The 26,044-nt window shown below is 69.6% G+C and carries 25 protein-coding genes; 13 read left to right on the top strand and 12 right to left on the bottom strand.

Features of this window, described 5'->3' with window-relative positions:
• The first annotated feature begins 1 nt into the window (after position 1).
• The 6 genes from ACZ6K0_RS08840 to ACZ6K0_RS08815 all read left to right on the top strand — a co-directional run bounded on the left by ACZ6K0_RS08840 (position 2) and on the right by ACZ6K0_RS08815 (position 4,658).
• On the top strand, positions 2–1,522 hold the full coding sequence (locus ACZ6K0_RS08840; RefSeq protein WP_469234267.1) for an MFS transporter: 1,521 nt from the start codon (positions 2–4) through the stop codon (positions 1,520–1,522).
• 170 nt (positions 1,523–1,692) lie between these two features.
• The gene (locus tag ACZ6K0_RS08835; protein ID WP_376413076.1) at positions 1,693–2,337 is read left to right on the top strand and encodes a GAP family protein; all 645 of its coding nucleotides are present in this window, start codon (positions 1,693–1,695) and stop codon (positions 2,335–2,337) included.
• Positions 2,338–2,735: 398 nt separating this feature from the next.
• Entirely contained in the window at positions 2,736–3,173 is a 438-nt protein-coding gene (locus ACZ6K0_RS08830; protein WP_469234269.1) for a DUF3995 domain-containing protein, read from the top strand.
• A complete protein-coding gene (locus ACZ6K0_RS08825; protein WP_469234270.1) occupies positions 3,160–3,684 on the top strand; it encodes an RNA polymerase sigma factor in 525 nt (174 codons plus the stop codon). The genes ACZ6K0_RS08830 and ACZ6K0_RS08825 overlap by 14 nt, the downstream gene beginning before the upstream one ends.
• Positions 3,681–4,118: a hypothetical protein gene (locus ACZ6K0_RS08820; protein ID WP_469234272.1), complete on the top strand. Its 438-nt coding sequence runs from the start codon at positions 3,681–3,683 to the stop codon at positions 4,116–4,118. Before ACZ6K0_RS08825 ends, ACZ6K0_RS08820 begins: the two co-directional genes overlap by 4 nt.
• A 48-nt stretch (positions 4,119–4,166) precedes the next feature.
• The gene (locus ACZ6K0_RS08815; RefSeq protein ID WP_469234274.1) at positions 4,167–4,658 is read left to right on the top strand and encodes an SDR family NAD(P)-dependent oxidoreductase; all 492 of its coding nucleotides are present in this window, start codon (positions 4,167–4,169) and stop codon (positions 4,656–4,658) included.
• A gap of 296 nt (positions 4,659–4,954) precedes the next feature.
• Here ACZ6K0_RS08815 and ACZ6K0_RS08810 read toward each other — a convergent pair whose 3' ends face one another.
• Positions 4,955–6,448, bottom strand: coding sequence for an MFS transporter (locus ACZ6K0_RS08810; protein ID WP_469234276.1), 1,494 nt, complete (start codon positions 6,446–6,448; stop codon positions 4,955–4,957).
• Positions 6,449–6,582: 134 nt separating this feature from the next.
• On the opposite strand from ACZ6K0_RS08810, the gene ACZ6K0_RS08805 reads away from it, so the two are divergent.
• From ACZ6K0_RS08805 to ACZ6K0_RS08795, 3 genes are all read left to right on the top strand, one after another.
• Entirely contained in the window at positions 6,583–7,023 is a 441-nt protein-coding gene (locus tag ACZ6K0_RS08805) for a MarR family winged helix-turn-helix transcriptional regulator (RefSeq protein ID WP_469234278.1), read from the top strand.
• A 158-nt stretch (positions 7,024–7,181) separates the two neighbouring features.
• Positions 7,182–7,652 (top strand): hypothetical protein, encoded by a 471-nt coding sequence (locus tag ACZ6K0_RS08800; RefSeq protein ID WP_469234280.1) that lies wholly within the window; start codon positions 7,182–7,184, stop codon positions 7,650–7,652.
• A 552-nt stretch (positions 7,653–8,204) separates the two neighbouring features.
• The gene (locus ACZ6K0_RS08795; protein WP_469234282.1) at positions 8,205–9,368 is read left to right on the top strand and encodes a pentapeptide repeat-containing protein; all 1,164 of its coding nucleotides are present in this window, start codon (positions 8,205–8,207) and stop codon (positions 9,366–9,368) included.
• A gap of 188 nt (positions 9,369–9,556) precedes the next feature.
• On the opposite strand, the gene ACZ6K0_RS08790 is transcribed toward ACZ6K0_RS08795, so the two are convergent.
• Together ACZ6K0_RS08790 and ACZ6K0_RS08785 are read right to left on the bottom strand one after the other, a co-directional pair.
• The gene (locus ACZ6K0_RS08790) at positions 9,557–9,814 is read right to left on the bottom strand and encodes a hypothetical protein (protein WP_376413100.1); all 258 of its coding nucleotides are present in this window, start codon (positions 9,812–9,814) and stop codon (positions 9,557–9,559) included.
• 886 nt (positions 9,815–10,700) lie between these two features.
• Positions 10,701–10,985 carry a hypothetical protein gene (locus ACZ6K0_RS08785; RefSeq protein ID WP_469234284.1) on the bottom strand — a complete coding sequence of 95 codons (285 nt, stop codon included), beginning with the start codon at positions 10,983–10,985 and terminating at the stop codon, positions 10,701–10,703.
• 663 nt (positions 10,986–11,648) lie between these two features.
• Between ACZ6K0_RS08785 and ACZ6K0_RS08780 the strand changes: the two genes are divergently transcribed.
• Entirely contained in the window at positions 11,649–12,107 is a 459-nt protein-coding gene (locus tag ACZ6K0_RS08780) for an RICIN domain-containing protein (protein ID WP_469234285.1), read from the top strand.
• Positions 12,108–12,228: 121 nt separating this feature from the next.
• On the opposite strand, the gene ACZ6K0_RS08775 is transcribed toward ACZ6K0_RS08780, so the two are convergent.
• The 3 genes from ACZ6K0_RS08775 to ACZ6K0_RS08765 all read right to left on the bottom strand — a co-directional run bounded on the left by ACZ6K0_RS08775 (position 12,229) and on the right by ACZ6K0_RS08765 (position 15,265).
• A complete protein-coding gene (locus tag ACZ6K0_RS08775; protein ID WP_469234287.1) occupies positions 12,229–13,965 on the bottom strand; it encodes an eCIS core domain-containing protein in 1,737 nt (578 codons plus the stop codon).
• Between the two features lie 149 nt (positions 13,966–14,114).
• Positions 14,115–14,522: a transposase gene (locus tag ACZ6K0_RS08770; RefSeq protein WP_469234288.1), complete on the bottom strand. Its 408-nt coding sequence runs from the start codon at positions 14,520–14,522 to the stop codon at positions 14,115–14,117.
• Positions 14,519–15,265: an ISAs1 family transposase gene (locus ACZ6K0_RS08765; RefSeq protein ID WP_469234290.1), complete on the bottom strand. Its 747-nt coding sequence runs from the start codon at positions 15,263–15,265 to the stop codon at positions 14,519–14,521. Before ACZ6K0_RS08765 ends, ACZ6K0_RS08770 begins: the two co-directional genes overlap by 4 nt.
• Before the next feature lie 274 nt (positions 15,266–15,539).
• Between ACZ6K0_RS08765 and ACZ6K0_RS08760 the strand changes: the two genes are divergently transcribed.
• The gene (locus ACZ6K0_RS08760) at positions 15,540–16,817 is read left to right on the top strand and encodes an IS4 family transposase (RefSeq protein WP_469234292.1); all 1,278 of its coding nucleotides are present in this window, start codon (positions 15,540–15,542) and stop codon (positions 16,815–16,817) included.
• A 290-nt stretch (positions 16,818–17,107) separates the two neighbouring features.
• The gene (locus tag ACZ6K0_RS08755) at positions 17,108–17,884 is read left to right on the top strand and encodes a hypothetical protein (protein ID WP_469234294.1); all 777 of its coding nucleotides are present in this window, start codon (positions 17,108–17,110) and stop codon (positions 17,882–17,884) included.
• A gap of 165 nt (positions 17,885–18,049) precedes the next feature.
• Here the strand turns inward: ACZ6K0_RS08755 and ACZ6K0_RS08750 are convergent, their stop codons facing one another.
• The 3 genes from ACZ6K0_RS08750 to ACZ6K0_RS08740 form a co-directional block, all read right to left on the bottom strand.
• Positions 18,050–18,484: a hypothetical protein gene (locus tag ACZ6K0_RS08750; protein ID WP_469234296.1), complete on the bottom strand. Its 435-nt coding sequence runs from the start codon at positions 18,482–18,484 to the stop codon at positions 18,050–18,052.
• A gap of 19 nt (positions 18,485–18,503) precedes the next feature.
• Entirely contained in the window at positions 18,504–18,743 is a 240-nt protein-coding gene (locus ACZ6K0_RS08745; RefSeq protein ID WP_469234297.1) for a hypothetical protein, read from the bottom strand.
• Between the two features lie 117 nt (positions 18,744–18,860).
• A protein-coding gene (locus ACZ6K0_RS08740; RefSeq protein ID WP_469234369.1) for an IS5 family transposase occupies positions 18,861–19,660 on the bottom strand; the annotation gives its coding sequence in 2 pieces (ribosomal slippage) (positions 18,861–19,321 and positions 19,321–19,660; 801 coding nt in all).
• 338 nt (positions 19,661–19,998) lie between these two features.
• Between ACZ6K0_RS08740 and ACZ6K0_RS08735 the strand changes: the two genes are divergently transcribed.
• Positions 19,999–23,346 (top strand): S8 family peptidase, encoded by a 3,348-nt coding sequence (locus ACZ6K0_RS08735; protein WP_469234299.1) that lies wholly within the window; start codon positions 19,999–20,001, stop codon positions 23,344–23,346.
• A 39-nt stretch (positions 23,347–23,385) separates the two neighbouring features.
• On the opposite strand, the gene ACZ6K0_RS08730 is transcribed toward ACZ6K0_RS08735, so the two are convergent.
• From ACZ6K0_RS08730 to ACZ6K0_RS08720, 3 genes are all read right to left on the bottom strand, one after another.
• Positions 23,386–23,625, bottom strand: coding sequence for a hypothetical protein (locus ACZ6K0_RS08730; RefSeq protein WP_469234300.1), 240 nt, complete (start codon positions 23,623–23,625; stop codon positions 23,386–23,388).
• Positions 23,626–23,959: 334 nt separating this feature from the next.
• Positions 23,960–24,631: a response regulator transcription factor gene (locus ACZ6K0_RS08725; protein WP_376413120.1), complete on the bottom strand. Its 672-nt coding sequence runs from the start codon at positions 24,629–24,631 to the stop codon at positions 23,960–23,962.
• On the bottom strand, positions 24,628–25,818 hold the full coding sequence (locus ACZ6K0_RS08720; protein ID WP_469234302.1) for a sensor histidine kinase: 1,191 nt from the start codon (positions 25,816–25,818) through the stop codon (positions 24,628–24,630). The genes ACZ6K0_RS08725 and ACZ6K0_RS08720 overlap by 4 nt, the downstream gene beginning before the upstream one ends.
• Positions 25,819–26,044: the final 226 nt, after the last annotated feature.

Raw genomic sequence — 26,044 nt, 5'->3', positions numbered from 1 at the left:
CGTGCGTGCCCCGTCCCCCACCCCTGACAAGACGAACGAGCCCTACCGATGGCGATGGCTGATCCTGGCGGTGATGATCGTCGCGGAGATCATGGATCTCCTGGACGCCTCGATCGTCAACGTCGCCGGACCGGACCTGGAGAGATCGCTCGGTGCCGGTTCCGTCGGACTGCAATGGGTGATCGGCGGCTACGCCCTCACCCTGGGCGCCGGGCTCGTGCTCGGCGGCCGACTCGGCGACCGCTACGGCCGGCGCAGAATGTTCCTGATCGGCCTGGCGGCCTTCACCGCGACCTCCCTGCTGTGCGCGATCGCGCCGAACATCGAGTCGCTGATCGCCTTCCGCCTGCTGCAGGGCACCGCTGGAGCGATGCTGCTGCCCCAGGGCCTGGGCCTGCTGCGGGAGAACTTCTCCGGCCCCGAGCTCACCAAGGTCTTCGCGATCTTCGGACCCGTTCTCGGCCTGGGCGGCATCATCGGCCCGGTCCTTGGCGGCTTCCTCATCGAGGGCGACTTCTTCGACCTGGGCTGGCGGTCGGTGTTCCTGATCAACCTGCCCATCGGAATCGCGGCATTGATCGTCGCCGCGAAGTTCGTGCCCAAGAAGGCGGGCGACCGCACGGTACGGGTCGACATGACCGGCGCCGCCCTGGTCGCGGCTTCCTGCGCCCTGCTGGTGCTGCCGCTCAACCAGGGGCAGGAGGAGGGCTGGCCGCTGTGGACGTGGCTGTCCATGGCCGCTTCCGTGATCGGGTTCGCTCTCTTCGCCCTCCAGCAGCGCCGTACAGCCGCCGCGGGCCGCGAGCCGCTGGTGACCCCGGGCCTGCTCCGCAAGCCGGCCTTCACCGTCGGCCTCGGCGGCATCGCCCTGTTCTTCGGCGGACTGATCGGCACCCAGCTCGTCCTGACCCTGTTCCTCCAGATCGGCCGGCACTTCACCGCCGGTGACGCGGGACTGGGCAACCTGCCCCTCGCAGTGGGAACCGCGATCGGCGGCGCGGTCAGTGGCGCGTTCCTCGCCGACAAGATCGGCCGCAAGGTGCTCCAGATCGGACCGCTGGTCCAACTGGCCGGTGCGGCAGTGCTGTGGTTCGAGCTCGACGGCCTCGACACCGCCTCGTTCTCGATCTGGGACATCGTTCCCGGCGTGACAGTGGCGGGCATCGGCGCCGGCATGGTGATCGCCGCCCTGTTCAGCTTCATCCTGGCCGCGGTCGACGACGACGAGATCGGTTCCGCCTCCGGTGTCCTGTCGGCGGTCCAGGCGCTCGGCGGCTCCATCGGCGTCGCGGTCTTCGGCTCGGTGTTCTTCGCCCAGGCCAAGACCGGTGACTTCACCGGTGGCTTCCACCGCGCGCTGATCGTCCAGGCATGCCTGCTGGTGGTCTTCCTCGCGATCACCTTCCTGCTGCCCAAGAAGGGCCGCCCCGAAGGAGAGCAACACGGCACCCCCGTGGCGACTGCCGACGGCCCCAGCCTCAGCGCTGCCCTTGTTGAAGCCCAGGCAGACGTGAGCCGGTGATGCGGTTTCCCGACGGACCGGCAGGGTTTCATGGGCGTGGCCTGCTTGACCGGCCGGGACACCGCACAGCAGAGTCGGGATGCGTAACGTAGCAACGCCGCCTCCTTCTGCCGGCCGGTCCCTCGTCCACGAGTGGCAGGCGGCCCTGACATCCAGGAGCGACTGGTCCGATGGTCCTCGACCTGGTGGTGATCGGTACGGCCATCACCTTGGGGCCTCTGCACAACAGCGCTTTCATCCTCCTCCTCTCCTCGCGGCGCGGCGTTCGTCAGGGCCTGGCGTTCCTGTTGTCGTGGCTGGCCAACCTGGTTGCGGTGATCGCTGTCGTGGTGGTGCTGACCGGCGGGCAACCCCCGGCCCGTCACAGCGTGCCTTCGACCGCCGCGATCGCCGTGAAACTCGCCATCGGTCTGGCGCTCGTGGTGTACGGGGTGTATCGGCACCGCCGGCCGCCCCGCCCGCACGGCCCGCCACGCTGGACGGCCCGGATCGACAACGCCTCTCCGTTCGCGGCAGCCGGTCTGGCGTGGGTGCTGCAGCCCTGGGGACTGGTCGGCGCCGGCGCCGCGACCGCGGTCGACGCGAACCTCTCCACCGCAGCCGACTGGTTCGCACTGGCCGGCTACTGCCTCCTGGCCACACTCAGCCTCATCGTCATGGCGACGTACACGCTCTGGGCACCCAAGGCCGCGAACGCGCGGTTGAATGCCCTACGGACCTGGCTGGGAGACCACCAGGAGCAGCTGATCGTCGCCCTTGCTCTGCTCGCCGGCCTCTGGCTGACGGCCCGGAGTATCTACGAACTGGTCGCCTGACGCAGGCGGCGCCAGTGGCGATCATCAGCAAATCCGAGTCCAACGCCTGCACCCCCTGCCCAGGCGCACCCCCAGGCTGATCCGCCGGCGTCCCGCCCGCCCCCCGCAGACGCGTAACGGAATCCCAGGACCGCGCCCGTCGGCGGGCGCCGCGGGCCAGGGGTGCGTCTCCTTCGCGGACGTCAACGCCGCGCAGGCATGCTTCGAAGGAGTAGCCGGCGGAGGTGTTGGAGTTGCCGCCGGCGTGCTTGTCGTAGGTGATGTGGTGGTAGTTCGCCGCCGGGTGCGGTGGTGACCCTCGGATGCGGTGTGAGGCGGCTCACAGGGAACCTTTGGGTGCTTCGGCTCCTCCTTGAGGTGTCGGCGCTCGACGCCGGGCTCGTTTCGGAGGGGGACCCATGGCGGTCATTGAAATTCAGCGGCCTCGCACGGCCACCGGCGCGCGCGCCGTTTCGGCGCTGCTCGCCGTCCTCGCTGTGGTGCACGTCTATTGGGCCACCGGCCTGACGTGGCCGGCCCACGACGAGCGGGGGCTCTCGCTCGCGGTCCTCGGCAGTGCCGTCTCGTTCGGACCGTCCGTCGTGCTGCCGCTTGCCGCGCTGGAGGGCCTCGCCGCCCTGGCCGTGTTCGCCCGGGTGCGTGATCGCGGCGGCAGGACGACACGTCTGGTCACGGCCGCAGTCGCCGCCGGGATGCTGCTGCGCGCGACGGTCGGACTGGTGTGGATCGTGACCGGCCGCGACGGGTCCGGTGCGGCGTTCCCGTGGCTGAACGCGTTGCTGTACACACCCCTGTGCCTGGTCTTCGGGTGGGCGGCGCTGCGTGCAGCCCGCTGACCACGCCGACACGGGTGTCGACCGGGGCGTCGCGCTCGCCCGGGCCGCCCGGCGGGGCGACACGCTGGCCCTGCACGACCTGCTCGATCACCTCACCCCGTACATCGCCCGGATCTGCCGCTCGATCGCGCTGGACGACGGCCCGGACGCCACACAGGAAGCACTGGTCGCCGTGTTCACGTCGCTGCGGTCGCTGCGGGACCCGGAGGCGCTGTACGGGTGGGTGCGGGGCATCTCCGTACGCGAGGCGGTCCGCGTCGCCAAGCGGGCGGCCCGGGCGCGGCCGGCCGAGCTGGCCGACGTACCGCAGCGGGGCGATCCGCAGCTGGCCGCCGACATCGACGACGTGCTCTCGCGACTGTCTCCGCAACATCGCGCCGTCCTCGTACTGCGCGATGTCGAAGGCATGGACGAGGAGTCCGCGGCTGCCGTACTCGGTGTTCCGGCCGGCACCGCGAAGTCGCGGCTGCACCGGGCCCGGCAGAGTTTCCGAAAGGCGTGGAACGGATGACACAGAGCAATGTGGGGCGGCTGCGCGTCATGGGGGCAGCGATCCGGGGGGCGCACGTCGTCGAGCAGGTGCTGCCCGCGGCGTTCGACGAGGTGTGGGGCGTGATGGGCGATCTCGAAGGGGGCTTCGGGGAGTTCCAGCCCGACATGCGGTCCGTGCGGGTCCTCGGCGTCGACGGCGACCGCGTCGAGGCGCTGGCCCGCAGCCGGTACGGTCTGCGCGCCCACTTCCACGGCGTCCTGCGCCCCGGCTGGGGCTGGCTGCAGAGCCGGTTCCTGGTGGTCGGGATGGCGGCCGACGCGATGGGCGACGGGCGGACGAGGGTCGCCCTCACGGGAGGCGTACGCGTCCCTGGGCGCCCTGCCCTCGTCCCGATCGGGACGCGCGGGGAGCTGGAACGAGCCATGGTGCGGCTCGGGGAGCACGTGACTTAGAACTCCTAACGAAGTGCCTTCACTGTGACTGGCCTGCCGCGGAGCCCAATGGCCTCCGCGGTCTCCCTGAGCGCCGGTCACATCATCACCCTGTCCTCCTCCGCCGGCATCATCGGACAGGAGTTCTGCGTCGCCTACGCCGCCTCCAAGTTCGGCGTCGAGGGCTGGATGGAATCCCTGCGCTACGACGTCGAGCCTTACAAATTCCACACCACGATCGTGGAACCCGGCTTCTTCCGCACCGAGCTGCTTGTGGACGCCTCCACCACCTGGCCCGAGCCGACCATCGACGACTACGCCGAGCGCACCACCGCGACCATCGAAGCCTGGAAGAGCATGAACGGACAGCTGACCGGCGACCCCGTCAAACTCGCCCGCGCCCTGCTGACCATCGCCGGCCAGGCAAAGCCGCTGCAGCGCTTCGTCGCCGGCGCCGACGCCATCGACGGCGTGAAGGCCAAGGCCCAGGAACTGCTGGCCCAAGCCGAAGCCTCCCTCGAACTGGGCGGCAACCTGGCCTACAACGACACCGATGCCTGAGCAACACACCCCTGCACCCAAGCCGAGACGAAGGCCGCCACCGGCATGTGTACGGCGGCTGACTGCAACCTGAAGCCGGACAAGGGGCTACTCAGCAGGGGACGGTCTGCAGGGCTAATCCGCGACCGCACCCTGGAGGGCCACGAGTCCGCCCGCAAGCGTGGCAAGACGATCGGTGGCGCGGGCGTCACCGACGAGTCGATGCCGTCCATGGTCCTCCACCTGCGCGAGCAGGCGCGGTGCCGGTTTTCACCGGTTTGCCGCCGGACTCGGGTCGTGGTCCGGGCCGCGTCTGCTCATCGGGCGGTCGGTTCGGCGATCTTGGCGGCGGAGGGAGTGTTCGCCGCCGGAGCGATACGAGGCTCCTGGCGGCCTTTCAGGCCGAGCCGCCCGATGACCGCGACGAGGGCGAAGGCCGCCGCGCCGAGCCAGAAGGTGAGGGTGAAGCCGGACTCGGCGGGCAGAGCGGGGACGCCGGCGGGCAGGTGCTCGATGGTCTTGGAGGCGAGGATCGTGGTGACGACGGCGCTCCCGATCGCACTGCCGGTGGAACGGGAGATGGAGTTGATGCCGTTGGCGATGCCGCTCTGGTGGTGCGGGACGCTCGCCATGATGACGGCGGGCATGGCCGCGTAACCGAAGCTGACGGCCGCACCGACGACCACACCGGCACCGATCACCGAGGCGGTGTGGCCGTGGTCCAGGGCGAGCCAGCCGAAGCCCGCGGCGCCGAGTCCGGCGGCGAGGATGAGCACTGTGCGCGGGCCGCGGTGGCGGACGAGCTGACCGCCGATGGGGGAGGCGAGCAGGGAGACGATCGCGCCGGGCAGGAGGAACTGTACGGAGGCGCGCAGGATGGAGGCGTCGAAGCCGTAGCCGGTGAGGGCCTCGGGCATCTGGACGAGGTACGAGACGCCGAGGAAGTTCGCGAACATGCCGAAGCCGACGAGGATGCCGGCCAGGTTGGCCATGAGCACCGGCCGGTGGATGAACATGCGCATGTCGACGAGTGGCTCGCGGACCTTGAGCTCGGTGACGACCCAGACGGCGGTCATGACGGCGGCGCCGGCGAGGGTGCCCAGCGTGCGGGCGGAGGTCCAGCCCCACTCGTGGCCCTGCGAGATGGGGAGCAGGAGCAGCAGCAGGGTGATGCCGAGGGTCAGCGCGCCGAGGAAGTCGGTGCGTCCGCCGGTCTTGTGGCGGGTGGCGGGGACCAGGAGGACGACAGCGAGCAGGGCGAGCGCGGCGAAGCCGGTCGCCATCCAGAAGGCGCTGCGGTAGTCGGCACCGGACCCGGAGGTCAGCAGGCCGGTGGCGACGAGTGCGAGTCCGCTGCCGAAGGCGAGGGTCCCGCTCACGAGCGACATCGCGCCGGGCAGCTTCTGCGGGCGGACCTCCTCGCGCAGGACGGACAGGGCGAGCGGGAAGATCGCCGTGGCGGCGCCCTGGAGGACGCGGCCCAGGATCAGCAGCGGGAGCGAGGTCGCCAGGGCGGCGACGACGGAGCCGACGACCATGACACCGAGGACGGCCACCAGCGTGGGCTTCTTGCCGTGCTGGTCGCCGAAGCGGCCCAGCAGCGGGGTGAAGACGGCGGCGGACAGCAGGGTCGCGGTGGTGACCCAGCTCACGTTGGCGGTCGAGGTGCCGAGGTCGGCGCGGATGAGGCCGAGGATCGGGACCGGCAGGGTCTGCATCATCGACACGACCATGGCGGCGAGGCTCAGCGCGAAGATGACGAGCGTCTCGCGCCGGGGGTCGGCGGTGGACGGAGGAGTCACGGGGCTCATGAGTGGGGGCCTTCTCAGTGCTTCAGGATGTAGATGTTTGATGTCATCAAGTAATGCGTCGAAGTTAGACCTCGATAGTTGAGGAGGTCAAGTAAACAATTGATAATGTCAAGGACCTTGAGTACGCTCGAACCATGAGCGCGACGACCCCCGAGACGCCCACCAAGCTCAAGCTGCTTGAGCTCCTCGCCGCCATCGGCACGGCTCAGTGGCGCGACTTCGCGGCCGCCGCGGCCCACCACGGGCTGACGTCCACGCAGGCCAAGCTTCTCGCCCAGCTCGATGGACCGCTGCCGATGCGCGCGCTCGCCACCCTGCTGGTGTGCGATGCCTCGAACGTCACCGGGATCGTCGACCGCCTCGAGGCTCGTGGCCTGGTGCGCCGCGCGCCCGCCCCGGCCGACCGCCGGGTCAAGAACGTCGTGGCGACGGACGAGGGCCGGGAGGTCATCCGGCGCGTGCGTGAGGAGATGCAGGCGACGCATGGCGCGCTCGACACGCTCGGCGCGGACGAGAGCGCGACCCTGTATGCCCTGCTGGAGCGCCTGCGCCCGGGCATGGAGAAGACCGGCTGAGCGGAGAGCCTGGCTGTCGCCGGTCGCCGGTCGCCGGTTCGCCGGAGCTGGAAACCCGGGTTTGAATCCCGGAGACGTTGCATCACCCGTCGGTCTCGGCGTTCCACCCCGCAACACGAGGGTGACGGGGACGTTCAGGGCAGTGTGAGGGAGATCTGGTGCAGGTCGTCATGGAGGGGATCGCGGCCAATCCGGCCCTCCCGGAGAACCTGTTCGAGACGCTCGCGAAGACGGGCGACGAAGACGTCCGTCACGTACTGACCTATCGCGATGACCTGTCCGAGGTCCAGGCACGCATCCTCCTGGCCTACGAAGACGTCGACGTCCCCTCGCTGATCGCGCGTGGCATGGTTCCCTGGGCCGAGGTGCCACGCCATGACTCCTCCTTCCTGCCGGCCGCTGCCCAGGCCGGGATCGCGCCGGAAGTAGTGGTGCGAGAACTCGCCGAGCACCACGCCCCAGAAGTCCGTGGCGAGCTGGCCTCCTACGTCACCGGCCTGCCACCCGACGTCCTTGCCACCCTTGCCAGCGACCCCGACCCGGCCGTGGCCGAGCGGGCGGCCGAATCCTCCGACCTGCCGGCCGACCTCGCAGAGGAACTCGCCCGCCACCCCCACGTCGTGGTGTGAGTGAGCCTCGCGCACAACGACCGCATCCCGCCCATGCTGCTTGCCGCGCTCCTCGCCGACGGCAACACGCTGTGCGCGGGTACGGTCGCCGGCCAGGCCATGACGGACGCGTCGTGTTCGCGATCCTGGGTGACCTGGCGGTCCTCGTCGGCAGTGCCCGAGGCCAGGCCCGGATCGCTCCGGAGGCGGTGGAGCGGTCCACTGCGTACGACTTGGCCAGAGCGGCGTGCGGGATCCCAAGTCGCTAGTGGACCAGCGTGACCAGGAGCCGGTCGACGAAGACCAGGCGCTGCTCGGGCCCGGCGCCGGCCGCCCGCCTCCGCCACACCGCTCGTGGAGCGCCGACTCCCGCACGGCCTGCCACCGGGCGCGAGTTCTTTGAGTAACTCGCCGAAGTGTGCGCGCGGGACCCGGACAGGGCAGGATCGGAACAGGCCGCACGGGCCACGTGCACCTCACAACTCACTCAACCCATAAGGCCGTTCTCATGCCACGGGCCAGTGCCACAGCACTCTTGATCGTTTACTAAGCGGAGCCTAAGCTCCTGTGCCCATGGAGATGGGGGAACCGGACCGTGGGCGGCGGGCACGGCGCGACGGGCTGGGCAGGCGTCGCGCAGCTGTGGCTCTGCTGGCCGGGGCGGCGGGGCTGGTCGTTCTGGGCGCAGTGTTCGTCCTACTGCCAGGTGTAGTGGTGAACCACGATCTCGCCGGGTCGAGCGTCGCGGCACAGGATCGACTGAAGGCGGTGAACGATGTCCGTACGGCGCTTTTGCAGGTGGTCGGCGGCGTGGTCGTGCTCTTCGGGGCGTTTGCCACCTGGCGGCAACTGCGGGTGAGTCAGGACGGTTTGCGCGCCACCCAGGAGGGCTACGTCACCGACCGGTTCAGCCGGGCCGTCGACCAGCTCGGGAGCGACAAGCTGGATGTGCGGATCGGTGGGTTGCACGCGCTGTGGCGAATCGCGGAGCAGTCCGCCCGCGACCGGGAGGCCATCATCTCCATCCAGGCCGCGTATCTGCGTACGCACCTGCCCTGGCCACCCGCCGGGCCGGAATCACCGGCGGCAGGCGTGCCCATCAACGACATCGCACCCCTGGAGACTCGCGCCGCCGACGCTCAGGTGGCGCTGACCGCACTCGGCGTGCTGTGCCAACACCGGGAGCAGTCCTGGGTCAATCTCAGCATCACCGACTTGCGCCGGGCCGACTGCGACGGACTCTGGTTCCCCGAGGTCAACTTCGACCGTGCTTGCCTGGAGGCCGCGGGCCTGTACCACGCCAATCTCACCCAGGCGTCCCTGGTCTCGGTCAACCTGCGGCACGCCGACCTCACGACTGCGATTCTCCGCCGGGCTCGCTGCATTCTGGCCGACCTACGGGGCGCGAAGCTGGTCGAGACCGACTTGCGCGACGCCGACTTCACTGAGACCGACCTGCGCGAGGCGAACCTGCGCAAGGCCGTCGCCCACGGCGCGGTCTTCCGACGCGCCGATCTCCGCATGGCCGACTTGCGCGGCACCGACTTGAGCACCGCCAACCTTGTCGAAGCACGCCTGACCGGCGCCGTGGCCAGCGAGCACACCCGCTGGCCCGCCGACTTCGACCACGCGGCCGCCGGAGTCGTCACCACCGATGACCCCGGCCCCGAGCCCTCGCCCCTACTCCAGCCCCCGGGGATGACGTGGCAGGCGCCGCAGCTGCGGTCCGCTCCCTGACCAACGCGCCGGTCAAGACAGCGGCGACCGCGATCCGCCTGACGGCACCACTCCTCCTCAGCGGCGACCTGATCGCCCAGGGGCAGGGACCGCCAGGCAGATCCGGAGCTGGCATGTCTCCCAAGCTTGTACGCGCTGGCTTTGTTCACGAGAACGGGCGCTGGTTCAAGTTCTGTGGTGCGTCTCGTCTACTCGCCCGAGGCGATCCGCTGGTCGCTGTTCCTGGTTGTGGAGCGTTCCTCGCCGCCGTCCGAGAGTCTGGCCGGTACCGATTGGAGAAGCTGTTGTTCCCCGGCTCGCAGCAAGACCTCGAGCCGGCGCCCGGCGACATCACACACGATCGTCGTCAGCTCAGCGATGATCTCGAGGTTGGTGCCTGGGGCTCCGAGCTGGAGTTTCGACATGGTGCCGTCGACGGTCGAGACAAAGGCGTGCTCTGCGGTCACGGCCAGGTGGGCTTTCTGCCGCCCGCGCCGCCAGAGTGAATTGCCTGCGTGCCGGGTGGATCTTGGCGTAACGGCCCAGGAAGTCGCTGATTGCGGCATCAGGGCCGCCATAGGCCACGGCGGCTGCGGTGAAGTGGGTGTCGCTCACGAGGCCGACGGCGATAGCGCTTGCCTCGACAACGGGTTCAGGTCCCTGCAGTTCTACAGCGGCCTGCGCCGACAAGATCTCCTCGATGGAGACCTCCCCGGCAAGCTTCAGCGTCCGCGTGTGGAGGTCCGTCGGCGTCCACGACGTCGCAGCGCCCCTGAGTTCGGCTTCGGCCCGCTCCTCATCGACCCGGGTCGATGCCGCGTTCGTATGCGTGCAGGGCAGCTAAGAATGACGCGTAGGCATCGCGTTGATGCTCCTGACGCACTGCATCCACTGGCCCTCGCCGGGATCCCCTGCCTTGCGCGATTCCGGCGGCGAAGGCGGCACCGGACGCGATCGCAGCTACAGGAGCAGCAATAAGTGCGGCCGTCACAGCAGGATCCATGCTGTTGATCCTTTCCTGCACGACGCACCTCTGGCAGCTCTTTTGCTGCCTTCCAGCCGACACCGCGTGTTGAAGAGCAAGGTCACGGAGTCCTGACCGTGACCTTGAGGCTGCTGCCTGAGCCAGGACTCCGGGGCCGTCCCGTCCTGCCCGCGTTCACATGAGCCGGTAGGCGGGCGCGGCCCGGCCCCGCGGGGTGACACGGGGCTGGGCCGACGGCCGCGCACGGCAGGAGCGGGGCTGCGGGGGTCACTGATGGGGCTCCCCGAATCTGGCTCTGGCCGGAGTTCCGTGAATTGCCTGGTCACCGGCATGGAGGGCGCGTGGATCCAGAACCACTCCGGAGGCCGCTACCCAGCAGCCACAACCTGGCCGGCCGTGACTTGGGGAGGTTCAGGTAGCAGCGACGAGAGGTTGTCCCGTACGAAGTCAGCGGCCCTCTTGACCGACTCTTCGGCTCCGGCTTGGTCTTCAAAGACGCTGGTGGAGAGCATCACTCCATCTGCCGCGTCAACCCAGTAGTAGGCCACGAATCCAGGCACTTGGCGTAGGAGAGGTACGAACCCCTCTTTCACTCGGCGCCCCGCCTCAGCAGGATCAGTCACCCGTTCATACCGTCGAACTACTGCGTACATGGCTGATCTCCTCATGGATCCCAAGGTCACCTCGTGCGAAAAGACCTACCCCCACCGTGCGTCGCTGGCTCGCGGGAGATCCGGAAGGCACTCGGATAGGCGCATCGATGATCCAAGACGGCATCCACTGTAGCCAAGGCGGGGCGGGCGAGCTGGCTTTACGAAACTGCGGCCAGAGCCGATTCAAAATCAATGCCGGGAAGATAGGGCCGTGAGCAGGCTGTCAAGGGTGGGGCAGGGGGCGACAGTGGTCGTTGTTGTTGCTCTCTGTAACGCCTTATGGTTCCTGGTCTCGTTGCAGGCGAACTTGGACTGGCTGCGTTTCACGCGGCGGGGAAGGATCCGTGGGCGCCGCTGTTTGGGGCCCACGGCTCGGGGGTTGAGGGTGGCAGCGGTGATGCGTGGTGTCGCGCCGACCTCTGCGTGAGACGCCAGGTCGGCGTTGATGACGGTGTGGCGAGCGGTACGGAGTGTGACGGTCAGTGAAATCCGGTCCGGGCCGAGGCCGACCGCCGTGGCCGTCTGCGCCGCAGTGCGCCGAGCGGCCTGGAACACGATGAACAGTCCGAGCCCGCCGAGGACAAGGCGCCGACCCCCGTCGACGCCCGTGCCGCCGCCCGCGCCGCTGCCGCTACCGGCGACAAGCCGGTGCCCCGGCCCGGAGTGGACCCCAAGTCCGTCGTACCGCTCGGGATCAACGCGTACGGCTGGATCCGGAACTACAACTCCGGCCTCTGTCTCGCCGTGCCCGGCGGCAGCCAGAACCCCGCCACGCAGCTCAACCAGTACGGGTGCGGAAGCTGGGCCGACCACTACTGGGAGGTCCGGTACGAGGGCGACGGGCGCGGCGAGCGCTGGTACTCCGTCCGGAACAAGAACAGCGGCATGTGCCTGTCCGTCGACGCCGCCGGCACCGGCGACTTCGTCCCGGCCACGCAGTACCCCTGCGGCCTGTACGTGGACCAGTACTGGGCGCTCCGCTACGACAGCGCCAAGCAGGCCAACCAGTTCGTGAACTGGAACAGCGGCAAGTGCCTCGCGGTCCTGAACGGCAGCACCAACTCCACGGCGCCCGTCATCCAGTACACCTGCGGCACCTACCGCGACCACTACTGGAAGTAGACACCCGGCGGAGGAAACGCCCGTGCCCTCGGATGAGGACCCGGGCACGGGTTTCGCCCTGGAACCACCGGTGAGGTCGGGATGACGGAACGGTGCGCGTCCGCACTCCCTGCCGAGACTGTCAGTCCACCTCGTCGGAAGACTCGGACGAATCGTTCTGGAAGTACCTGCTACGGGCCAACTGCTCGGCTATCTCATCCACGTCACCGGTCATCGGAACCGCAGCGCGCATCGCGCCCCCTGCGCCGGGAAGCACACGCGGCCCGATTCCGACTGTCGCCCCCGAAGAAGGCGCCTGGTTCTCAGAGTCTCCAAGGAGCGTCAGATTCTTCGCCACCCTCTTCTCGTGGCGAGCCGCCTGGTGACCTTCCAAGCCTTGACCAAATGCGCGAGGGTTCGCGACAACCGTGCTGATCGCGCCGTGCGCAGAGAACCACTCGGTGGGGATGGCCTTGCCGGTCATGGCCTTCCACACGTCACCCGCAAAGGTCGAGCAGTTGTGAAGGGCGAAGCTGTAGTCGGCCTGAGCCCTGGCGTGGACGAGGTGGTATCCCGCGACGACGTCCTTCAAGGGGACCGTCTTGCTCTCCCTATGAGTCGCCGGACGAGCGTACGACTCAGGGCAAACGACGCCGCCCTTCACACTGCCGAACAATGTTCGGTAACGGTTATCCATCGGGTAGAACCCGAACGAGGTGGATCTCCCCCCTGTCCCCTTGATCTCGATCCAGGCGTGCCCGCCGGCCCGCTGGAGTTCGGCACTGCCCTGGTCCACCTTGAACGTCACCTCCAGTTTTTTGTTGGGACCGCCCCCGCTCAGCTCGTTCGTGAGCAGGTCGTGCAGCTCATTCAGGCTTTGGTGCCTCGGCAGGTAGGGAAGCTGCTCATGAGCTGAGCCTGCCGCGGCCATTCCCGGAGATTCGGATTCGGATTCGGACGACGAGTATGCGACGTCATTCGATGGGGGTGGCGCTGGGATCCGGCGGAACGGCCGCGCGCCGCGAGCCAGTCGGTCGGCCCGTCCCACAATGTCGTCCAGGTCCGCCCGGTCCCCGCCCTCCATGCGCTGCACGGCTCCGTCCGCCATCGGCGCATGCCCGTGCCCGGCCGCGGAGACGGCATCCGGCGTGGGCGTGCGCTGGGCGGTGATGGACGGAGCGGTAGCGCCACCGGCGCCGAAGGAGACGCCATCCCGATGCGCAGTGCGCTCAGAACCCTGGTTGGGGTCGGTGATCGTCACTCCGGCAGCGTTGCGAATACCGGTCTCAAGCGTCCCCTTGAGGTTTTCGTTCACATGGCTCAGCTCGTGACCCATGACCGTCTTGTCGGCGACGGCCCTCGGGGGAGCGAAGATGTGGGTGCCGACCGTCATGGCCTGGGCTCCCAGAGCCGCAGTGGCCCGCTGAGCCACCGGGTTGTCGTGGAGCTGCACGGTGGGGAGATGGGGGTTCTGGAAGAACGGCACCGCCTCCGCGAGCAGGGAGTCGGGAAGCGAACGGCTCGGCGACGCCATGGCAGCGTCGAGCAAGGCACTCTGTCCGACCGGGCTGCTGTCCGCCAGGGCCTCATGGCCTTCCGCGGGCTCCCCGCCCCGGGGACTCCGTTGGACAGCTTCGACCTGCGCGGACCGCTGGACCTCGGATCCGTGTCCCTGATGCCCGCATGCGGGACCATGCTGATGCTGGCCCGGAGTCCATGGATGCCCAGCCTGGCGGAGCAGCTGCACTACGGCGGTGTTCCCCGCGCTGCTCTGCAGTGCGAGGAGTCTTTGAACCGCAGAGCCGCCAGAAGTCGCCGACCGTTGCTTGACTGAGGAATCAGGTCCGGCCTTCTTCTTCTCTTCCTTGGCGAAATCCATGATCACTCCCCTGGAGTAGACGACGAGAACTTCCTACTCACCCTCGCCACCAGATGCCAGGTGCGAAAGGGCAGACCTCGCGACCATGGAGGCACAGAAGATCGACGCCAGGGGTGTCGCAAAGTCCGGTGATCTTGTGAGTGCGCTGGTCAGGCGATGCCCAGGAGGTCGAGTGGGCGGGTGAAGGGCTCGTAGGACACGTGGAGGAGGCCGGCGGCGATGTTGCGGTGCCCTGCGGTGCGGAGGGCGTTGATCGCCAGGTTCCGCAGGGTTGCCATGTTCTCCGGGACGTGGCCTGTGCGGATCTTGGAGGCGTCCTCGGCGAAGGTGGTGTCTCGGACGACGTGGAGCCGGTTCTCGATGGTCCACTGCAACCTGGCGAGTCGGCCCAGCCGCTCGGGCGAGGCTTCCTGCGAGGTCAGGTCGGTGATCGCGTAGACGGTCTGGCGACTGACGGTGCCGGTCTTGAGATCGGTGCGGTGTCGCAGGATGCGTGCGGCCTGGATGGCGTGGGGATAGTCCAGGCCGAGGCTGGTGACGGTGAGTGCCCTGGTCACGCAGGTCTCCCTGCGGCCGTGGCCGATCTCGCGGTCGTAACGGCGCGCGTGACGTCCTTCCATGGCAACGCTCGCAGCCGGCGATGTAGTTCGGGCTGGTTGGCCTTGACCACCAGCAGGTAGTGGGCCTTCTTCTCCTCGACCGGAAACCGCACGTGATTGCGCTGGGTATGCAGGGCGTCGGCCGTGACGGTGACCCCGGCCAGGTCGTGGCGCTCCAGCAGGGCGGCGAAGCAGGTGATCTCGTTGGTCTTGCCGGGGACGCGGAGTTGGGTGACGGTCCGCCCCTCGCCGGTCATCGCGGCCAGGAGGTGGGCGGCGGGTGAGGTGCCGTGCCGAGAGCCGCGGGCGGTCTTGCCGTCCAGGGCGATCGAGTCCGACCCTGCGGGATCAGCACCGGTCAGATCGGCCAGGCCGCCGGGGCAGACCAGGCCGATGACCCGTCGGATCGTGGCGGCACTCGGCGCGACCCGCACGCCCGGTACGCCCACGATCCGGGTGCCGAGGCGGGCCAGGGCGTGCTGCGGGGCGTTCGCCGACCACTGGCCGATGGCCGCGTACGAACGGGCGCCGCCGGCCACCGCCGAGGCAGCGACCAGCAGCACCGCCACGAACGGGTGACGCACCCCACGGCGTCGCCGCGGGTCGGGTAGCAGTTGCAGCCGCTCCACCAGCGGCAATCCCGCCACGCCGTCCAGCGCGGGCGACTTGATCAGGCAGTCGGTGGCAGACTGACGGCACATCGAAGCTCCGGTGGTACGAGGCGACTTGGGAAGGTCACCCCGTTCAACCGGAGCTTCGTTGCGTTCGTGACGGGCCGACCCGAACCCTCACACCGCCGTGAACAGCGGACTCATGCGCCGACCGGGACTTTGAAACCAATGCCGGGAAGATAGGGCGGTGAGCGGGCTGTCAAGACCTTGGGGGAAGTTGATGTAGGGCGGCGGGTCTTGGCGTAGGACGGGAGCTGACCAAGATGCCGTACCTGCGGGAGCTGTGTTGCCCACCCAATCTGGCGTGCCGATCCGCGCTGATTCCGGCCGAGGCGCGTTCGCGGCCGGGCATCTCGGCGAGCTGACGCAGATCATCACGCCGGCCGTGGTCGACGAGGTGTTGAGGGCGACGTTTCGGGTGGAGAGGCGGGTCCGCAAGCTACCGTCGCGGGTGGTGGTGTACTTCGTGCTGGCCATGGCGCTCTTTCCTCGCGAGGGATACCGCGGTGTGTGGGCCTCGCTGGTCGCGGGGCTGGCAGGGGAGGTCTGCGATCGCTCCGCCGCCGCGTTGCGCCAGGCCCGCCGCCGGATAGGGCCTGAGCCGCTCGCCCTGCTGTTCGACCAACTCAAGGGCTGCACGGCCTCAGCGGAAACCCTCGGCGCGTGGTGGCGCGGGCTGCGAACGGTGGCCTGGGACGGGACCACCCTCGAGGTGGCCGACAGCCCGGCCAATGCCGCGTTCTTCGGCTACTACCGGGCACGTCGTGCCTCGACGTATCCGCTGGTCCGGCTTACCGCCCTGGTCGAATGCGGAACCCGGGCGCTGGTGGATGTGGTGACAGGGCCTGTCTCCGACAGTGAGAAGAGCCAGGCCCAGCAACTCTGCGGGGCACTACGACCGGGCATGCTGCACTTGGCTGATCGTGGTTCCGACGGCCTGGAGCTGATGCGGCAGGCAGCCGGCACGGGGGCGCATCTGTTGTGGCGGATCAACACCGGCCGCATCCTGCCCGCCGTCCACGTGCTCGAGGACGGAAGCTGGATCTCCATGGTCTCCACGCCCACCGGGCGCAACCAGCTGGTGCGCTGGGTTGACCGCGACCGACGTCGCGGGGTGGCTCCCCAGGTCCATGGTGTTGCCGTGCGGGTCATCGAAGCCGACATCACCGTGACCGACCAGGCCACGGGAACCTCGCGCACCGGCCGTTTGCGTCTGGTGACCACACTTCTGGACCACTGCCGTTACCCGGCAAGCGAGTTGGCCGCTTTGTATCACGAGCGGCGGGAGGTCGAGACCGCCTTTTACGGGCTGAAGGTCACCGCGCTCGGCTCGGGAACTGTCCTGCGCTCCCATCACCCGCGCGACGTCTTCCAAGAGCTGCTCGGACTGTTCATCGTGTTCCAGGCCGCTCGGCGCACTGCGGCGCAGACGGCCACGGCGGTCGGCCTCGACCCGGACCGGATTTCACTGACCGTCACACTCCGTACCGCTCGCCACACCGTCATCAACGCCGACCTGGCGTCCTTCCACACGCTCGCCGACTTCGCCCGGTCCCTGGACACCTCACGAACCACCGGCTAAGAAGTCATCTCAATTGGCGCAGTGGGCTGTAGGTCGTGGCGGGCAACGTTGAGCGTCTGGCGCACGACGGCCCGTGGGAGCTGCTCCATCGAATCGCCTCAGCTTTGCCCCGCTGCCGGACTGGATCCCGCCCGATTGCCGAGAAGAGACCAAAACGCGGCAAACCGGTTCCTTCGCCCGCGCCGCGTGCTCCTCCCTGGGCAGCTTGCTTGGCCAGATCGCCTCACCGTTCGCAACCCGTCAGGTCCAATCAGCGAAACAGTGCGACGACTTCGTAGGAGACTCGGGCTATGCCCTCACCTGGCCCCGTCGGCGGCACGCCGGTCAAGAAGCGGATCGAGCACTTCATAACTGGTGGCTGCCTGGTCTCCTTAGTTCTGCTGATCACGGTTGGCGTAAGTCTCGTGGCCGTGGTCGGGTACGTCCTGTGGAACACCAGCAGCACCACTGAGAAGAACCGGACGGCGGCCGAAGCCGAACTCCGCGACCTCATCGACCGCACGGCCAGGGAGTCAGCTGAGGCGCTCCGCACGAGCGCCACCACTGACCCCGCCGCGCTCACCACCCTCATCTGGAAGCACACCGAGGCACCTGTCATCACCTACGATGCGGCTCGCAAGGGGTTCACCGCGGTAGTCGAGAAGGCGACCGTCTACGAGAGAGCCAGCATTCTGGGCAGCAGCCCCGACCGGATCACCTCGTGTGGCATCTTCACGTACACCCTCGGCCCGGATCGTGCCTGGCACGTCAACATCGCCACGCGGGAGACCGCCGCCTGCCTGCCCACCCGGGAGATCGACGCCTTGGCCCGCGAGGCAGGGCGGATCCTGGAACACTCGGACGACGACCCCACGACCGTTACGCAGGCCCAGGACGTCCTCGACCGGACAAGGCCCCTGGGCCGGCTCACCGTCAGGAAGGTGGCACACGACAAACGCGCCACCACCGTCTCCGCTCTCCTGACCAATACCGCCCAAACGGTCGGGCAGTGCTTTCTCTTCACCCTGTCCCGTCCCGGAAGCCAGGTGCCGAGCCGTGTCACCCTCACTCCTGCAAGCTCATGCTGAAACGGCCATCCTGCGGCAGGACTTCAACGCGGTGACGGCGGGCCCCACCGTGCCCCACAGCTCAGGCATCGTCGAAGGCCACGTTGACCGAAGGAAACTCCGAGGCGCAGCATGTGCGGCTGTGCGCCCTTTTTCTTCCTTCGCGGCCTGTATCCTCAATTCGCCCTAGAGGTACTTCATCAGCGTCTCGAAGCCCACCGCAGCGCAGTACTCCGACACTCGCTTCTCCGCGTCCTGATCGTTGTGCGAGACCGCCTGGGCCGTGTCGTACAGGATGTGACTGCCCGCGTGATCGAGATGCTCGCGGTCGATGACCTTTGCCGCGGAGATCACCGCCGCGGCGGTGAGTACGGGCTCATTACCGTAGCCCTTCTCGGGCGGGTCGTGGGTGATCCGCTGCCAGGCCGATAGGTCCGAGCAGTAGTCCTCCCGCCAGGACGCAACCCGTTCCGCATCGGGCTCCTGCTCGCCGCAGGCCGAGAGGGCCCCCGTCAGGACCACGGCCAATAAGGCCGACACCTTCCGCTTGTTCGTTTTCCGCATCTGCAGCACTCCCGTCGTCAGGCACAGGTCAAAGCGCACTCGGTCAAGGATCAGCAAGGCACTCCCCCTCGGCGATTCAGCCCCGTCGGCCAGCCACGAAGGCAATCGTTGCCCACCCACACATGCCGGCAAAGACCACGACCGCCGCCAGCCCGGTCCAGCGATACACGTCCTCACCGATGTGGGCGAGCCCGGCGGCAATCGCCTCACCCGGCGTGTTGTAGTCCGCAGCGTTGTTCCGGCCCTTGCACTGGTGGTTGGAGGAGAAGAGCCAACCAACGCCGCGAAGGATCGCGAGGATGATGAGAAGGACCATCCCGGTAATGATCGGCGGTAACAGGGTCCGGCCTGGCGCATGTAAGTAAGCGTCCACACAGCCACGGTTCCACTCCCAGCGCTTCGTGCACCTGAGTACGCGTACTCACAAGTCATCTCATCCTGCGAGCCTGCGATAGCAGATGAGGGTGCAGGCGATGCTGGCAAAGGCGAGGAAGTGGTCGGCTTTGCGTTCGTAGCGTCGGTGCAGGCGTCGGCAGCCAGCGAGCCAGGCCATGGTGCGTTCAACGGTCCAGCGATGACGACCCAGCCGCTGTGAGGACTCGACGCCCTTGCGGGCGATGCGATGGGTGATACCGCGCTGGCGTAACCATCGCCGCAGGTGGGAGTAGTCGTAGCCCTTGTCGCCGTGGAGCTTGCCAGGCTTGCGCCGCCTGCGTCCACGGCGGGACCGGATCGGCGGTATGCCCTTCACCAGTGGGATCAGGGCCTGACTGTCGTGCAGGTTCGCCGCCGAGATTCCGACAGAGATGGGCAGACCGGACCGCTCGGTGATCAAATGGATCTTCGAGCCGTACTTGCCCCGGTCGACAGGATTCGGACCTGTCAGGTCCCCCTTTTCAAAGCCCGCATGTTCACCGAGTCGATCGCACAGCGGGACCAGTCCAGCTCGCCGCGAGACCCGAGCTCGTCGAGGACCAGGCGGTAGAGCTTGGCCCACACCCTGGCCTTCGTCCACTCGGCGAAACGCCGGTGGGCCGTCGCTCCGGACGGCCCGAACGACGCGGAGGGCAGCTGCTGCCACGTGCAGCCCGACGTGGCCACGAACACGATCGCGGCCAGCACCTCCCTGTCACCATGCCGACGCCGGCCACCACCCTGAGGACGCGATGGAGCCTCCGGCACCACCCGCTGGAACAGCTCCCACAACTTGTCCGGCACCAGCCGTTCAACGATCCCCACCACGGCCCGCAGCCTACCGACCGACCAAATGAGATGACCTCTAAGCACCTCGCCAGCTCTTCAGGCTCCTCCGCACCCGGAGCCAAGATCGCCCGAAGTGTCTCAAGATGTGCTGTCTATCCGGCTGTTCGCGGCGGAAGAAGGAACCCGCCCACCCCTTCCGGCGCGTCTTTCGCGTCTTCATATGGTCAACGTCCCGTCACAGAACGATCATTGAGTGCCCCGGAACGCCCTCGACATACTTCAGGAATCCGGGGCGTACGCATGTCTGAATACGCCCCCGTTCGGGCCAGGCCCCCGCCCGCCCGATTCGCTCCTGAGCAGGGGGAGTTTTGCGCACACCAGTAAACAAGGCGTACGCGGTCACGGTCGCCGCCGCTGCCGCCGTGGCTCTGACAGCGGGTATGACCAGCCCGGTGTCGGCACAGGACGGCGGCCTCACCACAGCGTCACAGGCCGGCGGCAAGAACGCCGGGCCGGGCAAGAACGTGCACACCGTCGTCCTGATCACCGGCGACCGGGTCCTCGTGGACGCCAAGGGCCGGGTCGCGGGCATCGAGCGGGCCAAGGGCCGGGAGGACATCCCCTTCTTCACCCAGGTCCACGAAGGCCGCACCTACGTGATGCCGCGCGACGCCCGGCAGCTTGTCGCCGACGGCACGCTCGACCAGCGGCTGTTCGACGTCACCGGACTCGCCGAGCCGGAGAGCCGCAAGGCCTACCGGGGCGGGCTCAAGGTGATCGTCGGCTACCGGGGAGCGGCGGCCCAGTCCGCCCGCAGCGAGGTGCGGGCTTCCGAGGGCACCACCGTCAACCGGACCTTGCCCTCTCTCGGCGCCGATGCCGTCACCAGCGCCACCGACAGCACCGAGGCGCTATGGGAGGCCCTGACCCGCCCCCAGGCCGACGGCTCGGCGGCGAGGACCTCCGGCATCGCGAAGGTCTGGCTGGACGGCGTGCGGAAGGCTTCGCTCGACCGCTCCACCGGTCAGATAGGAGCCCCCGCGGCCTGGAGCCGCTCGCTCGACGGCACCGGCGTGAAGATCGCGGTCCTGGACACCGGTATCGACGACACCCACCCGGACCTGGCCGGACGGGTCGCGGCGGCACGCAACTTCAGCCGCTCCGCGGACACCGTGGACCGCGTCGGGCACGGCACGCACGTCGCCTCCACCGCGGCCGGTACGGGAGCGAAGGACAGCCGCTTCAAGGGCGTGGCTCCCGGGGCGCGGCTGCTCAGCGCCAAGGTCCTCGACGACCACGGCTACGGCAGCGACTCCGAGTCCATCGCCGGGATCGACTGGGCCGTGGCCCAGGGCGCCGACATCATCAACATGAGCCTCGGCAGCGCCGACCGGCCCGGGATCGACCCACTGGAAGCCCACATCAACAAGGTCTCCGCGGAGAAGGGCGTCCTGTTCGCCGTCGCCGCGGGCAACCTCTGGGATCCCCGCCCCGGCACGGTCAACTCGCCGGGCACCGCCGAAGCGGCCCTGACCGTCGGTGCCGTCGACGACGACGACCGGCTCGCCCCCTTCTCCGCGCACGGTCCCCGCAAGGAAGACCACGCGGTCAAGCCCGACATCAGCGCTCCCGGCGTGGGGATCACGGCCGCCGCCGCGACCGGCACCCCGGACCAGAACCCCCCGGGCTACGTCGGCCTGGACGGTACGTCGATGGCGACCCCGCACGTCGCGGGCGCCGCGGCGATCCTCAAGCAGAAGAACCCCACCTGGACGGGGGCGCAGCTCAAGGCGGCCCTGACCGGCTCGGCCAAGGGTGGCGCGCAATCGGTCTTCGAGCAGGGCGCGGGCCGCCTCTCCGTCGACCGGGCGATCGACCAGACGGTCCTCTCCGAAGGCGGACCGCTCCACCTGGGCCGCCCGCAGTGGCCCCACGACGACGACACACCGGTCACCAAACAGGTCACCTACCGCAACGGCGGCACCGCCGATGTGACGCTCGACCTGTCGCTCGAGGCGCCCACCGGCGGCGACGGGCAGCCTGCGCCCGCCGGGTTCTTCACCCTCGGGGCACAGCGGATCACGGTCCCGGCGGGCGGCGCCGCCTCGGTGGACCTGACGGCCGACACCCGTATCGGCGGTGCGATCGACGGCTCGTACGCGGCCACGGTCGTCGCGTCCGGGGCGGGCCAGAGCGTGCGCACCCCGGCCACGGTGGACCGTGAGGTCGAGTCCTACGACGTCACCTTCGAGACGGTGGGACGGCCCGACGCGCCCGGCGCCGTCTGGGGCGCAGACCTGTACGGCTACCAGGGCCTCGCCTCGGAACAGCAGTTCCTCCCGGACCTGTCCGCGGGTTCCGCGACGGTCCGCCTGCCCCGCGGCACCTACAACCTCCAGGCCGACATGCAGGTCGACCCCGCCGACCCGCGCAAGGGCCTCGACCTGATCCACAACCCCCGGCTCACGGTGACCGGACCCAGCACCGTCACCCTCGACGCCCGGACCACCAGGCCGGTGACGGTCAAGGTGCCGGACGAGGCCGCCCGGCAGACGCGCGTGGGGATGTTCTACACAGTCTCGACGGCCGAGGCCGGGTACTCCCAGGGCTTCGACGCGCGGAGCTTCGACAACGTCCGCATGTCACGGCAGGGCTCGGTGGGAGCGGACGTCACCCTCACTCAGCAGTGGTCGGCCCGCTGGGAGCGGGGCACGAGCGTCTACCAGACCCTCGCGGGCGGCGCGGTCAAGGAACTGCCCAACGGATACGAGAAGGTCTACTCGGCCAAGGATCTCGCCCTGATCAAGGTAGGTTTCGGGGCGTCCGCACCCGGCGTCGCCGGAGCTCTCTCGGCAGAGGGCTCACTGCCGGACGCGGGCGGCTTCGTCGACTTCTACCCCGCCCACCCGGCACCGGGCACCCAGAAGCTGTACCTCAGCACAGACGACGGGATCGGCTGGAGCGTCACCGCGCTCGTTCTGGGCGAGGCGGACGCCGACGGCGGCCGGCCCATCGACGTGGCGTACTCCCTCGGCACCGAGCCCCAACTGAAGCCGGGGAACACGTACACCAGGAACGTCAACGTCGGTGTGGTCGGACCCCGGATGGAGCCCGGCGAGGGGATCGTCCGCTCCGACGACGACATCTACGGCGCGTTCACGATGGTCAGCGACGGAGCGGGCCACTACGGGAACGCCCGCTACACCAGCGCGACCACCACAGTCCACCGCAACGGTGTGCTGTATGCGCAGAAGGACGGCGCCGTCGACCGGGAGAGCTTCACGCTGCCGGCGGAGTCCGCGACGTACACGGTGGCGACCACGGTCAACCGCGACCCGAAGTACAACCACACCGGCACGCGCATCGACGCCTCGTGGACGTTCACCTCAGCCCGCAGCGCTGGCGCCCCGGCGGAACTGCCCGTCTCCACGGTCCGCTTCCAGCCGAAGCTCGCGCTGGACTCCACCGCTCCAGCGGGCGTCCTCCAGACCTTCCCCGTCGTCGTACAGGGCGCGGCAGCCGGAGCCAACCTCAAGACCCTGAGGGTCCAGGTCTCGCACGACGGCCAGAACTGGCGGTCCGTCCCGGTCGTCGCGGGCAAGGTCACCGTGCGCGCGCCTGAGAAGGGCAAGGCGCTCTCCCTGAAGGCCGTAGTCACCGACAAGCAGGACAACCGGTCGACGGTCACCGTCCACAACGCCTTCCTCGGCAAGTGAACCTCGGCACATAAGCAACACCACCGAGCCGGCCCGGCGTCACCCATTCCCCTGGTGGCGCCGGGCCTTCGCGCGTCCCGCGCCCGCGCCGTGCGCGAGGAGCTGTTCGGCGAGGTCGAGTTCGTCGTCGGCCTGGTGGGGGTCGAGGAAGGCGACGGCGAGGGTGCGCAGGGCTTGGTTGTGGGCGGTTTCGCCGGATTTTGCGTGCTGTTCGGCTTCGAGGCGCCCGGCCAGGTAGGCGTCGGCCGCGCGTGCCGGCTCTCCCTGGAGCCACCACACGTCTCCGAGGGCCCGCTGGTGACGCCCTTCCCAGCCCAGGGTCCGCGCGGCGGCGAGGGTGGTGGGGAAGTCCCCGGCCAGGCGTGCGGCCTGGGCCAGCCGACCGTCGCCGTCGGCGACCTGCTGGTAGCCCCGGCGTGAGTCCGCGCTCTGTCCGATGGTCAGGACGATGATCCGAGAGAAACGGCCCAGCTGTATTGACCCGCACCGCGACCCTGAAAGCGGTCAAGGACCTCTACGGCACCACCAGCGCCGAGTACGCCACGGTCGCCACCGCCTGGACCGCCGTCAGGTTCGCCTGAGCCGCCGGCCCCCGCCCGACGGCCGCCCACGCCTACCCCGGCCCGACCAGCCCGCACTCGTACGCGAAGATCACCGCCTGCACCCGGTCCCGCAGCCCCAGCTTGGCCATGACCCGGCCGAGATGCTTCTTCACCGTGGGCTCCGCGAGACCGAGGGCGGCGGCGAGTTCCGTGTTGGTCAGGCCGCGGGCGGCCCCCAGCAGGACCTCCCGCTCGCGCGCGGTCAGCACGCGCAGCCGCTCCGCGTCGCCCCCGCCGCTGTCGTCCCCGGCGGCGGGGAGCCGGTGCGCGAAGCGGTCCAGCAGCCGCCGGGTCACCCGGGGGGAGACCACGGCGTCCCCCCGAGCCACGTCGCGGATCGCCCCCAGCAGCTCCTCCGGCCGGCTGTTCTTCAGCAGGAAGCCGGAGGCCCCGGCACGCAGCGCCTCGAAGGCGTACGTGTCCAGGTCGAAGGTCGTGAGCACCAGCACCCGCGTCCCGGGCACCTCGCGCAGCAGCCGCCGGGTCGCCTCGATGCCGTCGGTGCCCGGCATCCGCACGTCCATCAGCACCACGTCCGGCCGCAGCCGCCGCGCCAGCTCCACCGCCGCCGCCCCGTCGGCCACCTCCCCGACCGGCTCCATGTCCGGCTCGGCGCGCAGGATCATGCCGAACGCCAGCCGCAGCAGCTCCTCGTCGTCCACCAGCAGCACCCGGACGCTCACGGCGAGCTCCCGGGATCCAGCCGTACGAAGACCCGCCAGCCGCCGTCCGGCCGAGGGCCCGCCTCCAGCACCCCGCCGAAGGCCGCGGCGCGCTCCCTCATCCCCGCGAGACCCCGCCCCGACCCGGCGGTTCCCGGCCGCCCGGTCCCTCCGGCCCGCCCGTCGTCGGTCACCTCGACCGTGACCGCCCCTGGCGCGCAGGACACCCGCACCTCGGCGCGCGACCCCTCCGGCGCGTGGCGCAGCGCGTTGGTCAGCGACTCCTGGACGAGCCGGTGCACCGTCAGCTGCGCCGCGGCCGGCACGCCGGTGGCCTCGCCGTCCACCCGCAGCCGGGTCACGAGGCCCGCCGCCTCCATCCGCTCGCACAGCGCCCCGAGCTGCCCGATCCCCGGCGGCGACCGCCGGTCGTCCCCGGGCCTCGCGTCGGGACCGGTGACGGGACCGGCGTCCTGGAGCAGGCCCAGCGCCCGCCGCATGTCGGTCAGCGCCTGCCGCCCGGTCTCCGCGATCCGGGCCGTCACGGCGGAGGCGTCGGCTGGCCGGGCGTGCCCGAGAGCGTCCGCCAGTGCCACCACCACCGACAGGCCGTGCGTCACGCTGTCGTGCAACTCCCGCGCGATCCAGGCGCGTTCATCCTCCACCGCCCGACGCTCCAGCTCGTCGCGGTCCCGTTCCAGCCGCGCCAGCCGCTCCGCCCGCGCGGCCCGCCGGATCCGGGCGTTCGCCCCGAGCAGCGCGCTCGCGGCGACCGCCGCCGTCATCGCGGCGGCCGAGGCGAGGAACCGGCCCTCGGGCGCCCAGCGCGCCGCCGCCAGCACCGCCCCGGCCACCGCCACCAGTGCCGCCGCCCACACCGACCGGTACGGCGCCCGCGCGGTCACCGTCCCAAGGGCGACCAGCAACGCCGCGTCGGCCGGCAGCTGGACACCCAGCAGCCACTGCGCGAACGCCGCGGCGGCGATCACCGCGAACGCGGCCCGGGGCGCCCGCCGCCGCCACACCAAGGGCAGCACCAGAGCGGTCTGCAGCGCGAAGCCCGTACCGTCCGCCACCCGCCCCGGCCCGAGCGTCACCAGGAACAGGGCCGCCGCGAGCGCCGCGTCCGCCACCAAGGGCGGCACCTGCCCCGGCAGCCAGGCGAGGGCGCCCGGCGGGCCCGTCCGTACAGCGCCGGTCTCGGCCATCGTGTCCGTCCTCGCGTCCGCGTCGTCCGGCGTCCTCGCCGGAGCCCCACGGTAGGGCCCCGCGCCCGCTGAGGCGTCCGCCCACCGGCGGACACCGGGGGAGACCCCGGGACACCGGGGGCTCCTCCGCGCGGAGGAGCCGACGCTCCCTGGGGCGACCCGCGCCCACCCGCGGGATCGTCCCCCGGCAGGGCGCTCCGCACCCCCCGGCGGCGGAACCCTGGTA

The organism is Streptomyces sp. NPDC042346, from assembly GCF_055581845.1.
This window is presented reverse-complemented; position numbering and strand designations above follow the sequence as displayed.

What these genes read in the sequence shown, in the direction of transcription:
- ACZ6K0_RS08835 (WP_376413076.1), top strand. Translation starts at nt 1,693, where the DNA reads ATGGTCCTCGACCTGGTGGTGATCGGTACGGCCATCACCTTGGGGCCT.
- ACZ6K0_RS08830 (WP_469234269.1), top strand. Translation starts at nt 2,736, where the DNA reads ATGGCGGTCATTGAAATTCAGCGGCCTCGCACGGCCACCGGCGCGCGC.
- ACZ6K0_RS08820 (WP_469234272.1), top strand. Translation starts at nt 3,681, where the DNA reads ATGACACAGAGCAATGTGGGGCGGCTGCGCGTCATGGGGGCAGCGATC.
- ACZ6K0_RS08815 (WP_469234274.1), top strand. Translation starts at nt 4,167, where the DNA reads ATGGCCTCCGCGGTCTCCCTGAGCGCCGGTCACATCATCACCCTGTCC.
- ACZ6K0_RS08810 (WP_469234276.1), bottom strand. Translation starts at nt 6,448, where the DNA reads ATGAGCCCCGTGACTCCTCCGTCCACCGCCGACCCCCGGCGCGAGACG.
- ACZ6K0_RS08805 (WP_469234278.1), top strand. Translation starts at nt 6,583, where the DNA reads ATGAGCGCGACGACCCCCGAGACGCCCACCAAGCTCAAGCTGCTTGAG.
- ACZ6K0_RS08795 (WP_469234282.1), top strand. Translation starts at nt 8,205, where the DNA reads ATGGAGATGGGGGAACCGGACCGTGGGCGGCGGGCACGGCGCGACGGG.
- ACZ6K0_RS08785 (WP_469234284.1), bottom strand. Translation starts at nt 10,985, where the DNA reads ATGTACGCAGTAGTTCGACGGTATGAACGGGTGACTGATCCTGCTGAG.
- ACZ6K0_RS08775 (WP_469234287.1), bottom strand. Translation starts at nt 13,965, where the DNA reads ATGGATTTCGCCAAGGAAGAGAAGAAGAAGGCCGGACCTGATTCCTCA.
- ACZ6K0_RS08765 (WP_469234290.1), bottom strand. Translation starts at nt 15,265, where the DNA reads ATGTGCCGTCAGTCTGCCACCGACTGCCTGATCAAGTCGCCCGCGCTG.
- ACZ6K0_RS08755 (WP_469234294.1), top strand. Translation starts at nt 17,108, where the DNA reads ATGCCCTCACCTGGCCCCGTCGGCGGCACGCCGGTCAAGAAGCGGATC.
- ACZ6K0_RS08745 (WP_469234297.1), bottom strand. Translation starts at nt 18,743, where the DNA reads ATGGTCCTTCTCATCATCCTCGCGATCCTTCGCGGCGTTGGTTGGCTC.
- ACZ6K0_RS08720 (WP_469234302.1), bottom strand. Translation starts at nt 25,818, where the DNA reads ATGGCCGAGACCGGCGCTGTACGGACGGGCCCGCCGGGCGCCCTCGCC.